This is a genomic window from Nocardioides pelophilus (assembly GCF_014180685.1).
Lineage (GTDB): Bacteria > Actinomycetota > Actinomycetes > Propionibacteriales > Nocardioidaceae > Nocardioides > Nocardioides pelophilus.
The window spans coordinates 1-11,068 of the sequence record NZ_JACEHF010000137.1 but is presented as its reverse complement, the minus strand read 5'-3'; the positions used below and the strand labels follow the sequence as shown (position 1 = coordinate 11,068).

At 71.5% G+C, this 11,068-nt stretch carries 12 protein-coding genes; 6 read left to right on the top strand and 6 right to left on the bottom strand.

Going from position 1 to position 11,068, the window contains the following annotated elements; all coding sequences use genetic code 11:
• Positions 1-624 (bottom strand): LLM class flavin-dependent oxidoreductase (locus H0488_RS17930; protein ID WP_220794745.1); only part of this gene is annotated, 624 nt, incomplete at its 3' end.
• Positions 625-670: 46 nt separating this feature from the next.
• Between H0488_RS17930 and H0488_RS23715 the strand changes: the two genes are divergently transcribed.
• Positions 671-3,289 carry an acyl-CoA dehydrogenase gene (locus tag H0488_RS23715; protein WP_220794744.1) on the top strand — a complete coding sequence of 873 codons (2,619 nt, stop codon included), beginning with the start codon at positions 671-673 and terminating at the stop codon, positions 3,287-3,289.
• A 244-nt stretch (positions 3,290-3,533) separates the two neighbouring features.
• Here H0488_RS23715 and H0488_RS17920 read toward each other — a convergent pair whose 3' ends face one another.
• Positions 3,534-4,382 (bottom strand): universal stress protein, encoded by an 849-nt coding sequence (locus tag H0488_RS17920; protein ID WP_183100605.1) that lies wholly within the window; start codon positions 4,380-4,382, stop codon positions 3,534-3,536.
• 136 nt (positions 4,383-4,518) lie between these two features.
• On the opposite strand from H0488_RS17920, the gene H0488_RS17915 reads away from it, so the two are divergent.
• On the top strand, positions 4,519-6,156 hold the full coding sequence (locus H0488_RS17915; RefSeq protein ID WP_220794743.1) for an acyl-CoA synthetase: 1,638 nt from the start codon (positions 4,519-4,521) through the stop codon (positions 6,154-6,156).
• Between the two features lie 6 nt (positions 6,157-6,162).
• On the opposite strand, the gene H0488_RS17910 is transcribed toward H0488_RS17915, so the two are convergent.
• Positions 6,163-6,459: an NIPSNAP family protein gene (locus H0488_RS17910; protein ID WP_183100603.1), complete on the bottom strand. Its 297-nt coding sequence runs from the start codon at positions 6,457-6,459 to the stop codon at positions 6,163-6,165.
• Positions 6,460-6,519: 60 nt separating this feature from the next.
• Entirely contained in the window at positions 6,520-6,885 is a 366-nt protein-coding gene (locus H0488_RS17905) for a DUF1622 domain-containing protein (protein WP_220794742.1), read from the bottom strand.
• Between the two features lie 44 nt (positions 6,886-6,929).
• Here H0488_RS17905 and H0488_RS17900 point away from each other — a divergent pair, with 44 nt between their 5' ends.
• From H0488_RS17900 to H0488_RS17890, 3 genes are all read left to right on the top strand, one after another.
• A complete protein-coding gene (locus tag H0488_RS17900) occupies positions 6,930-7,124 on the top strand; it encodes a hypothetical protein (RefSeq protein WP_183100602.1) in 195 nt (64 codons plus the stop codon).
• A 27-nt stretch (positions 7,125-7,151) separates the two neighbouring features.
• Positions 7,152-7,562, top strand: coding sequence for a DUF3054 domain-containing protein (locus tag H0488_RS17895; RefSeq protein ID WP_183100601.1), 411 nt, complete (start codon positions 7,152-7,154; stop codon positions 7,560-7,562).
• A gap of 238 nt (positions 7,563-7,800) precedes the next feature.
• Complete coding sequence (locus H0488_RS17890; protein ID WP_183100600.1) at positions 7,801-8,004, top strand: cold-shock protein; 204 nt, start codon at positions 7,801-7,803, stop codon at positions 8,002-8,004.
• Between the two features lie 83 nt (positions 8,005-8,087).
• Here the strand turns inward: H0488_RS17890 and H0488_RS17885 are convergent, their stop codons facing one another.
• Positions 8,088-8,384: a DUF4193 domain-containing protein gene (locus H0488_RS17885; protein ID WP_183100599.1), complete on the bottom strand. Its 297-nt coding sequence runs from the start codon at positions 8,382-8,384 to the stop codon at positions 8,088-8,090.
• A gap of 130 nt (positions 8,385-8,514) precedes the next feature.
• Between H0488_RS17885 and H0488_RS17880 the strand changes: the two genes are divergently transcribed.
• Positions 8,515-9,210, top strand: coding sequence for a GNAT family N-acetyltransferase (locus H0488_RS17880; RefSeq protein WP_183100598.1), 696 nt, complete (start codon positions 8,515-8,517; stop codon positions 9,208-9,210).
• A 187-nt stretch (positions 9,211-9,397) separates the two neighbouring features.
• Here the strand turns inward: H0488_RS17880 and H0488_RS17875 are convergent, their stop codons facing one another.
• The gene (locus tag H0488_RS17875) at positions 9,398-11,002 is read right to left on the bottom strand and encodes a cellulase family glycosylhydrolase (protein ID WP_183100597.1); all 1,605 of its coding nucleotides are present in this window, start codon (positions 11,000-11,002) and stop codon (positions 9,398-9,400) included.
• Positions 11,003-11,068: the final 66 nt, after the last annotated feature.

Here is an 11,068-nt window from a genome sequence, read left to right as displayed (position 1 = left end):
GGCGGCCGCGGCGCCGCGGTCGAGCGCGGGGCGTACGACGTCGCGGAGGTAGCCGGGGTCCGAGTTCGTCGAGTGCGTGACGATCCCGCGCGCCACCTCGCCGGCGAGCTCGCACATCCCGGCGTTGACGGCCCCGATCCAGATCGGCGGCACCGGGGTGTCGCTCGGGCCCGGGTTGAAGTACGGCTGCAGGCGGGTCAGCCGGTAGTGCTCGCCCTCGAAGCGCACCGGCCCCCCTGTGCGGAACGCCTCGAACAACGCGGCCAGCGCGCCGGCGTACTCCCGCATTCGCGGGAGCGGCGCGGCCCACGGCATGCCGTAGCGGCCCTCGATGTTCTGCTTGATCTGGGTGCCCAGGCCCAGCTCGAACCGGCCGCCGGACAGCAGCGACAGGTCCCACGCGGAGTAGGCGAGCAGCGTAGGGCTGCGGACGAACGCGAGCGAGACCGCCGTGCGGACGGTGATCCGGGTGGTGTGCTCCAGCGCGAGCAGCGCCACCGCCGTGGAGTCGTGGATCGTCTCGGCGACGTGGACGCCGTCGAACCCCAGCCGTTCCGCGCGCTGCGCGTAGGCCGGCATCGAGGCGAGGGGCATCTGCGGGTCGACCGCAACGAAAGTCCGCACGGGCGCACGCTACGCGCCTGCGGAGGCGCGCCCTAGGTTGGTCACCATGTCCGACCTGATGTCGCGCCGCGACCTCGAGTTCCTGCTCTACGAGTGGCTCGACATCGAGCAGCTGACCGCCCGCGCGCGCTACGCGGACCACTCCCGCGAGACGTTCGACGCCGCGCTGGACCTCGCGGCGAGCATCGCGACCGACCACTTCGCGCCGCACAACAAGCTCGCCGACGCCCACGAGCCGACGTACGACGGCGAGCGGGTGCACCTGATCCCCGAGGTCGCGAAGGCGCTCGAGGTCTTCTTCGACTCCGGCCTGATCGCCGCGTCGATGGACGAGGCGGTCGGCGGCGGACAGCTCCCGCACGTCGTCTCCAGCGCGCTGATGACCTGGTTCCAGGCGGCCAACGTCGGTACGTCGGGCTACCCGTTCCTCACCATGGCCAACGCCAACCTGCTGCTGGCCCACGGCTCGCCCGAGCAGATCGAGACCTGGGTGCGACCGATGCTGGAGGGCCGGTTCTTCGGGACGATGTGCCTGTCCGAGCCGGGGGCGGGCTCGTCCCTCGCCGACGTCACCACGCGCGCCGAGCCCCAGCCGGACGGCAGCTACCGGCTGTTCGGCAACAAGATGTGGATCTCGGCCGGCGAGCACGACCTCTCCGAGAACATCGTGCACCTGGTGCTCGCGCGGGTGGTCGGGGCGCCGGAGGGGGTCAAGGGGCTGAGCCTGTTCCTCGTGCCCAAGGTGCTGGCCGACGGCACCCGCAACGACGTGACGCTGGCCGGGCTCAACCACAAGATGGGCTACCGCGGCACCACCAACACCTTGCTCAACTTCGGCGAGAAGGACGGCGCCGTCGGCGACCTCGTGGGGGAGGAGTGCCGGGGCCTCTCCTCCATGTTCCACATGATGAACGAGGCGCGCATCGGCGTCGGCGTCGGCGCGATGGCACTGGGCTACACGGGCTACCTGAAGTCCCTGCGCTACGCGAAGGAGCGGGTCCAGGGCCGGCCTCCGGGGTCGTCCGGGCAGCCCGTGCCGATCGTCGAGCACGCCGACGTGAAGCGGATGCTGCTCGCGCAGAAGTCGTACGTCGAGGGGGCTCTCGCGCTGCTGCTCTACTGCAGCCGGCTCGTCGACGAGGAGACCACGGCCGGCACCGAGCAGGAGCGGGCGGCCGCGCACCTGCTCCTCGACGTGCTCACCCCGATCGCGAAGAGCTGGCCGTCGCAGTGGTGCCTGGCCGCCAACGACCTGGCGATCCAGGTGCACGGCGGCTACGGCTACACCCGCGACTACGACGTCGAGCAGCACTACCGCGACAACCGGCTCAACCCGATCCACGAGGGCACCCACGGCATCCAGGGGCAGGACCTGCTCGGCCGCAAGGTGGTCATGCAGGGCGGTGCCGGTCTGCTGGCGCTGGTCGGTGCGATCGAGGCGACGATCGAGCGGGCCGGCGACCTCGAGCACGCCGTCGCCCTGAAGGGGACCCTCGACCGGGTCGTCGAGGTGACGCAGGCCATCTGGGCGCCGGGCGACCCGGTGCTCGGGCTGGCCAACGCCTCGCTCTACCTCGAGGCGGTCGGGCACACGGTGATCGCCTGGATGTGGCTCGAGCAGCTGCTTGCGGTCGGCGACAAGCAGGGCGACTTCTACGACGGCAAGCGCGCTGCTGCGTCGTACTTCTTCCGCTACGAGCTGCCGCGGACGGGTCCCCAGCTCGACCTGNCGAGCTGCCGCGGACGGGTCCCCAGCTCGACCTGCTGGCCGCGCTCGACCGGACCACCCTGGACACGAGGACCGAGTGGCTGTGACCGGTCGGCCAGGGCGGCCCCGTCGGTGCCGTCAGCCGAGGATCGCGGCGACCTCCGGCGAGGCGTAGAACGGCTCAGGCCGGGCGCGGACCATCCGCTCGAGGTCCCCGGTCGCGTCGAGCAGGTCGAACAGCCGGGGAGCGATCCGGGCGACGTCGTCGCGGACGTCCGTGCGGTCGAGGTCGAGCTGCTCGAGGAGCTCGGTCGAGGTGTAGCCGCCGAACCGGTCGAAGAAGCCGTCGACGAGCACGCCCACGAGGTGGTCGACGTGCTCGGTCGCCAACGTGGTGATGCCGAGCCCGTGCACGGCGTCGACGACCCCGGCGATCTCGTCGCGGTCGATGAGCCGACCGAGGCCGGCGACCTTCTCGGCCGCCGCGAGGTCCCAGGCCTGGAGGAGGGCCTCCCGGGTGGTGGGGTCCTGCATGGTCTCGACGACGATCCGGCCGAGGCGGCGTACGGCGTAGGCGCCGCCCTTGCCGACCGTGTCGCCGAGCAGGCCCTCCAGCGGCTTCCCGGCCGCGCCGACCACGTTCGCGGCGGTGCTGGTGCCGAGGGAGACGAGGGCGCCGAGACCGGGCACCTTGTCGGCCATCGCCTTGTTGGCCTGCACGACCTCGCCGACGATGCGCGTCATGAAGCGCGACGCGACCGTGCCGATCACGGGGCTCTTCGACAGCTCGCCGATGGCGTGGTCGACCAGGGGGGTCAGCTTGAGCAGCGCGTCGACCAGCGCCTCGACCTGGTCGCGCTCGACGAGCTCACCCAACGGGTAGGGCTTCGCGGGGCCCTCGTGGACGACGTCGACGGTCAGGTCGACCACGCCGCTCACAATGGCGCTGCCCGGTGAGGTGGCGAGCACCCGCACCAGGACGGCCTTCACGGTCTCGCGGTCGGCGAGGTCCTCGATCTGGTGCTGTCCGGCGGCGTCGAGCAGCTCGTCGGTGAACTCGGCGGCGGTCGACCCCTGTCGGTCCCCGCGCAGCTGAGCGAGGTGGTGGGCGACCTGGGCGTCCAGCAGCAGCTGGGCTGTCGTCTTCGTGGAGGGCACACGGTGAGCGTAGGCGCACCGGTGACCGGGCCGGACGACCGGCTCAGCGCACGACGGCGACCGGGCACTCGGCGTGGTGGAGCACGTGTTGGCTGACCGAGCCCAGGAGCAGCTCGGTGAAGGCGTCGCGACCGCGGGAGCCGACGACCACCAGCGTGGCGGCGAGGCTGCAGTCGACGAGCAGCTGGGCCGGACGGACCTGGATCGACTCGCGCGCGATCTCGACGTCCGGGAACTCCTCCGAGAACCCGGCGACCAACTCGGCGAGGAAGCGGTCGGCATCGCCGATGCGCCGCAGGTCGTCCTCGGAGCCGGAGCCTTCGAGGCTCAGCAGCCGGGCGCTGAACGGGTGGTGGCCGTAGACGGCGACCACGGTCTCGCCCGTGCTGAGGGCCCGGGTGCCGGCGAACCGGAGGGCCTTCTCCGACTCCGGAGAGCCGTCCACGCCCACCACGATGCGGTGCGCGTGGGGCGAGCGACAGGGGCGGACCGCCACGACCGGGCACGGCGCGTGCCGGGCTGCGTGCTGGCTCACCGAGCCTGCGAGCGAGCCCGCCGCCAGGCCGTGACCGCGGCTGCCGACGACCAGCATCTCGGCGCCCTCGGCCGCCTGGACCAGCTGGGGAACGGCGGGACCGTGCCGCACCTCGACGGTGCCGTGGACCACGTCGAGGTCCTTGAGCCGGTCGAGGGCACCTGTCCGCAGCCGCTCGGCGGTCTCGTCGTCGGACTCACGGTAGTGACCGATGACGGGGTCCATGGCGCTGGCGACGATCACCACGTGGAGCGGCTGCTCGCGCCCAGCGGCGCTGCGCGCCGCCCAGACGAGCGCCGCGTCGGCGTCATGCGATCCGTCGTACCCGACGACGATCCGGGGAGTGTTCTCTGCCATGACTCCAGCCTCCGGCGGGGCGGAGGGGAGTGGTAGGGCAGAGGGTCCCTCCGGCCCGGGCCTTACGGCCCACGCAGACCCGACGGCATGTGATCGCCTCCGGTTGCCGGCCGGTCCGGGCCTTACGGTGGGATCCGTGATCACGCTTCCGGTCCAGCTCGCCCGCCGCGCGACCCAGGAGGTCCACTACGCGTCGTACGCCTTCCGTCGGGGTGCGCTCGGCATCGACCCGCCGTGGAAGGTCGCCCAGATCGGCCATGCTGCCTGGCGCTACGGGCTGCTCGGCGCCATCCCGGCCATCGCGGCGATCCGGCACGGGCGCGACCAGGTCGCGGTGATCGACGAGCTCGGCCGGCTCACCTACGGCGAGCTCGACGACGCCGCCAACGCGCTGGCCAACCACTGGCTCCGGGCGGGCCTGCAGCCGGGCGACGGAGTCTCGATCCTGGCGCGCAACCACCGCTGGTTCCTGGTCGCCACCTTCGCCGCGGCTCGCTGCGGTGCCCGGATCGTGCTGCTCAACACCGACTTCGCCGGTCCGCAGATCCGCGACGTCGCCGCGCGCGAGGGCACCGACGTCCTCGTCCACGACGACGAGTACGGCGACCTGCTGGCCGGTGTCGAGACCCGGCTCGGCCGGATCCGGGCGTGGACGGACGGGGCGACAGACGGGGGCCGCGACCCCATCGCCGGCGTGGTCGCCGGCGGCGACACCTCGGCGTGCCCGCGGGCCGGCGTCGACCCGAAGGTGGTGCTGCTGACCAGCGGCACCACCGGCACCCCCAAGGGCGCCCCCCGCGCCGAGCCCCGCTCGCTCGCGCCGATCGGGGCGCTGCTGTCCCGGGTGCCGTTCAACGCCAAGGGCGTCGTCGTGCTGCCCGCGCCGATGTTCCACACCCTCGGCTTCGCCCAGGCGCTCCTCAACGGGTTCCTCGGCTCGACGCTCGTCGTGCGGCGGCGCTTCGACCCCGCGCTGGTGCTGCAGGACCTCTCGGAGCACCGGGCGACGGGGATGGTCGCGGTGCCGGTGATGCTGCAGAAGATGGTCGAGCTCGGCGACGACGCGTTCGCGGAGGCGGACCTCTCCCACCTGACGGCGATCTTCGTGGCCGGCTCCCAGCTCGGGGCCGAGCTGGCGGTGCGGTCGACGGCGCTGTTCGGGCCGGTCATCTACAACATGTACGGCTCGACCGAGGTCGCCTACGCGACCATCGCGACGCCCGCGGACCTCGCCGTCGAGCCCGGCTGCGTCGGTCGCCCGGTCATGGGCACCGTGGTCAAGGTGTTCGACGACCACGGGCGCGAGGCCCCGGTCGGCACGACCGGTCGGCTCTTCGTCGGCAACGACTTCCAGTTCGAGGGCTACACCGGCGGCGGCGACAAGGACCGGATCGACGGCCTGATGTCGACCGGCGACGTCGGCCACTTCGACGCGGCCGGCCGGCTGTTCGTCGACGGACGCGACGACGACATGATCGTGTCGGGCGGCGAGAACGTCTTCCCCGGCGAGGTCGAGGAGCTGCTGTTCGCCCACGAGGCCGTCCGCGAGGCGGCGGCGATCGGCGTGCCCGACGAGCGCTTCGGGCAGCGGCTGCGCGCGTTCGTCGTACTGAAGGAGGGAGCGGAGCTGACCGCCGACGAGGTCAAGGCGTACGTCGCCGGCAACCTCGCCCGCTACAAGACCCCCCGCGACGTGGTGTTCGTCGACGAGCTCCCGCGCAACCCCACGGGCAAGGTGCTCAAGCGCAAGCTCGCCGAGGCGAGCGACAGCTGAAGCGGGTCAGCGCGTCCAGGTGTCCATCACGTCGAGGTTGTAGAACGTCGGCGGTCCGTCGCAGAGCTCGCCCATCCGGGCCGCGAACGCCGAGGTCTCCGGACGGTCGGAGTTCTCCATCGCGCTCTCGTAGGACTCGAACTCGATGATGTTCAGGTAGGTGTTCGGGCGGTCGCGGTCGGAGGTGAACGTGCCCCGGACCACGAGCCCGGCGTCACCCTGCTCCCGCATCTCTTCTCCGAGAGCCTTCACGGCGTCGATCTGAGTCGTCGTGAACTCGATGATCTGCACAAAGCCGGCCATGGTGCCTCCAATGTCGGGTCGATCGTCCAGCGTCTCGCGCGCGACGCCGCCCGGCAAGAGCTAGTTGGCGGGCCCTGCCGCGCGCCGGCGCCACGGCAGCGAGCCCTCGAGCTCGACCTCGAGGGAGAAGCTCAGGAAGGTCCGGACCAGCACGATGACGCCCAGCGCGGCCGCGCTCTCGAGCGTGGGATCGACGGTGATCGTCATGACGATGTCGGCGATGATGAGGAACTCGAGGCCCAGGAGGATGGCGCGCCCGATGTTGCGGCGCGCTCCTTCGTAGGCTCGGCGTCCGCCCACCCGGCGGTACGACAGGACGGCCGAGACGAACGCGGCCAGCGATCCCACCACCAGGATCGTGACGCCACCCACCTCGAACCCGCGGACGACGGTCTCCATCACGTCGTCGAAGCTGACCTCCTTCACCTGCCGAGCGTCTCACGCAACGGTGCTCGCGTCATGATGGAGCCGTGGCTTCTGAGGATCTCGAGCGTCTGCTCCGCTGGGAGAGCGCCGGCGGCACCTGGGAGCTCGTCGGCTCGCGGTCGGACGGCATCGAGCTCGACCTGCTGACCTGTGCGCGCGACGAGGTCATGGAGCGACTGCGCTCCGACGAGCCCGATCTCCGGGCGTACGTCCGCAAGGCGGAGCCGACGAGCACGTGAGCCGCGGCCCACTGCGACGATGAAGGGGTGACCCGGACGCAACCCCGCCCGACAGGCAGCTGGCTCTGGCCGCTCGTCGCCGATCTCGCGTGCGTGCTCGCCCTCGCCGCCGGCGGCAAGCGTTCGCACGAGCCCGGCGACTCCGCCTGGGTCGTGCTCGCCATCGTGTGGCCGTTCGCGTTGGCCGCGGGACTGGCGCACGTGTGGCTGGTCTCGCGGGGGAGGCGGACCGGTCGGGCCTGGCCCGAGGGTGTGACCGTCGTCGCCGTGACCTATGGGCTCGGCATGCTCCTGCGGGCGATCTCCGGCCGCGGCCTGGCCCCGGGTTTCCTCGTGGTGGCCGCGGTCTTCCTGGCTCTGACGATGCTCGGCTGGCGTGGCGCAGCGCTGCTCGTCACCCGCCTGCGCGCCGCGCGCTCCCGAGAGCGGGCTGGCTAGGCGTGCGGCCTCGCCGGGGCGTTCGTGGTCGGGCGAGGTCCGCCGAAGTCCCGAACCTGCAGCCGATGCCCTATCGTGGGTCTTGTTGAAGGGATGGCTGTACAGCCGTCCTGGCCGCACACGATGTCGCGGCTCGTATCTAGTACCCCTGGTTTTCGGTTCGCTGGACATCAGTACAGGTGGATGTCTTCAGCGCCTCGTGGGCACAACGCCCTCGACAGAAACAAGGGAAAAGTTCATGGCTCAGGGAACCGTCAAGTGGTTCAACGCCGACAAGGGTTTCGGCTTCATCGCGCAGGATGGCGGCGGCGAGGACGTCTTCGTCCACTTCTCCGCCATCCAGTCCGGCGGCTTCAAGTCGCTCGACGAGAACCAGAAGGTCGAGTTCGACCTCGCCCAGGGCCCCAAGGGCCCGCAGGCTGAGAACGTCCGCGTCTCCTGATCTAACCGCGAAGAGCCCCGACCCGCATGCGCGGTCGGGGCTCTTCGTGCGTCGGTCGTCGCTCCGCGAGCCGGCCGCGACCGTCAGGCGCAGTCGGCGCAGAGGTCCGCGGTCGGCGAGGACCGTCGTGACCTGTGCTGGACGAGGAAGCAGGCTGTGCAGGTGAACTCGTCGGTCTGCTCGGGGGTGACCTCGATGGACAGGGTCTCGTGGGAAAGGTCCGCGCCCGGCAGCTCGTACGACTCGGCCAGCTCGGTCTCGTCCTCGTCCACCTTCCCCGAGGTCTTGTCCTGCTCGCCCAGCGTGAGGCGGCGAGCCTCCAGGCTCTCTTCCTTCTGTTCGTCCTCGGTCTTGCGGGATGCGTCGTAGTCAGTGGCCATGCAGAGGTCCTCTCGGGGCGGACCGCGAATGCTAGCCCCGGATGGCGTCGCGGCCTGCAATGCCGACGCGGTGGGGAACGGCGTTGGGAAAGTCGCTGTCCGCGAGCGCCGTCCTCGGAAACAATCCAGCATGCTCACCCTGGACGAGATCTTCCCCCCGTTCGCGCTGCGGATCTCCGGAGGCCCGTTGGAGCTCAGGGTCCTGCGCGACGACGATCTCCCCGAGCTCGTCGAGCTCGTCCGCGGTGGCGTTCAGGACCCCGACCTGCCGATGCCGTTCCTCCGGGACTGGCACCAGGAGCCGTTCGCGCCCGGGTCGCCGGACGGGTTTCCGACGACCTCGCTGAGGTGGTGGTGGACGCAGCGGGCGACCTTCGCGCCCGACGAGTGGCGCCTCGCCCTGGTCGTCCGTCGCGACGGCGAGCTCGTCGGCATGCAGGACCTGCACGCGCAGGACTTCGCGCAGACGCGCCAGGTCATGACCGGCTCGTGGTTGGGGCGAGGCCATCACGGGACGGGGACCGGCACGCTCATGCGACAGCTTGTTGTCGGGTTCGCCTTCGACGAGCTCGGCGCCGGCCAGTGCGAGTCGGGCTACATCGTGGGCAACCACGCTTCGGCAGCGGTCAGCCGCAAGGCCGGATACGTCGACAACGGCCGACGCCGGATCGTGCAGCACACGCAGCAGGGCAAGGTCGGAGTGGTCGAGCAACGCGTCGTCGTGACGCCAGCCACCTTCGTCCGGCCGGAGGTCCCGGTCTCAGTGGAAGGAGCCGAGGTCCTGCGCCGCTTCTTCGCGATTGACCGCGAGCCCGCTGAGTCGTAGCGGCACCGGGCGCCCGCCTGGCAGGCGCATCGACGGAGCTTCGGTTGACGGGATGAGCCAGCCCGTAGCACCGCCGGCGCGCCCCACCAGTTGGCTAGGTGCCGCCCACACAATGGCATAGAGATGGGTCGCTCTGGCGGCCAGTTCTTATGCCATTGCGCCGCGGTCGCGGTCGTGGACCGCTGCGTCAGCGGGGCGTGACGACCACCTTCACCGTGGCGGCCCCGGCCAGCTGGCGTACGACGAGCACGGGCGCGTCGGCCGCGGAGACGACCCGCCCGCCGGTGGTCGTGACCCGGTAGCCGTCGGCGTAGACCAGCTCGGGCACGGCGATCCGGGTCACCGAGCCCGGCTCGAACCGGCCGACCGTCGCGCCGGCGCGCGCGGTCGACCACGAGGTGGTGAAGCGGCGCGTCTCGCGGTCGAAGTGCCAACCCGCGGGCGTGCCGGAGACGACGAGGGGGTGCGGGGTGACCAGCGCCTCGAGCTTGGCGTGGTCGATGTTGTCGCCGGTGGGCGTCTCGGCCGGGTCGAAGACCAGCGCCTGCTCGGCGCCGGGACCAGTGGTGGTGGGGTCGTCGCAGCCGCAGTAGGCCCAGTACTGCCAGCCGAACCGGTGCTCGGCGGCGCGGTCGACCATGTCCTCGAGCACCACGGTGTCGGTGGTGGCGCCGAACTCGGTCAGCAGGGGAGCGTCGCCGGTGCGGGTCAGCTGCGCCTCGGCGTTCGCCCAGACGAGGTTGTCGAACACGGTGCAGGTCAGGTCCTGCACGGGCGTGCCCTCCAGGCCGACGTCGGCGGTCAGGCAGTAGTCGTGGAAGGAGAACCCGAGCCGCTGGCCGCGCGGTGACACATGGGTCCGAGCACCGTTGTTGAAGAGCACGTGCGGCTCGTAGAAGATCGGCGTGCGCCGGTCGACGGCGCGGATCCGGTCGATGACCCGCTGCGAGAACGCCTGCAGCTTGGCGTCGAACCCGCGGCAGCCCAGCGGGTTGGCGCACAGCGTCCAGAGGGTGCCCGGCCACGGCTCGTTGAAGAGGTCGAAGCCCATCACGCCCGGCGTCTGCCGGAAGTACGACGCGACGTGGGCCCACGCGTCGGCGTACCGGTCCTGGAGGCCGATGCCGCCGGGGCCGGGGGAGTTCGCCCAGAAGTGGTCGAAGGCGCGGTTGAGCGCGATCTGGCCGAAGTAGTTGTAGGGGAAGCCGAGCTGCGGCTCGGCGGGGAGGCCGTCGTCCTGGACCGCCCAGTCGGGCGCGCCCTCGCCCTGGAACCGCTCGTGGAAGAGGTCCTGGTGGAAGTCGAGCATGACGTGGATGCCGTGCGCGGCCAGGACCTCGGTGGTCTCCCGGATCCGGGCGAGATAGGCGTCGTCGTACCGGCCGGGATCGGGCTCGACCGCCTTCCAGATCAGCCCGAGCCGCACCGTCGTGAAGCCATGGTCGACCAGGAACTGCGCGTCGTCGGCGCCGAAGCCGATGGCGTCCGGGGCGTACGGCGGCCGCTTGTAGACCATGTTGACCCCGTGCAGCACCAGCACCCGGCCCTGCGGATCGAGGACGAAGCGGCCCTCGGTTGCGGGTCGGGGAGCCGGCGACGGCGCGGACGCCGCTGCGGTCAGGGCTGCGGCCGGGGCTGCGGCAGGCGCGGCGGCCGAGCCGCTCGGCAACGTCCCACCCGGGACGGCGGCGAGGGCGGCCAGCAGGCTGGCGGTGACGACGGCGGTGACGACGGCGGTGACGACGGCGGGGAGCAGGCGCACGGTGGTCCTTCGGTCGGACGACGGGAGCATCAGGTCAAACGACCTGTTCCGGGACGCGTTACGCGGACCGGCCGACCGGGCGAGCGCGGATGCGGG

Coding starts and splice junctions, on each gene's coding strand:
- H0488_RS17920 (WP_183100605.1), bottom strand. CDS start 4,382: ATGGCAGAGAACACTCCCCGGATCGTCGTCGGGTACGACGGATCGCAT.
- H0488_RS17885 (WP_183100599.1), bottom strand. CDS start 8,384: ATGGCCACTGACTACGACGCATCCCGCAAGACCGAGGACGAACAGAAG.
- H0488_RS17875 (WP_183100597.1), bottom strand. CDS start 11,002: ATGCTCCCGTCGTCCGACCGAAGGACCACCGTGCGCCTGCTCCCCGCC.
- H0488_RS17880 (WP_183100598.1), top strand. CDS start 8,515: ATGCTCACCCTGGACGAGATCTTCCCCCCGTTCGCGCTGCGGATCTCC.
- H0488_RS17890 (WP_183100600.1), top strand. CDS start 7,801: ATGGCTCAGGGAACCGTCAAGTGGTTCAACGCCGACAAGGGTTTCGGC.
- H0488_RS17910 (WP_183100603.1), bottom strand. CDS start 6,459: ATGGCCGGCTTTGTGCAGATCATCGAGTTCACGACGACTCAGATCGAC.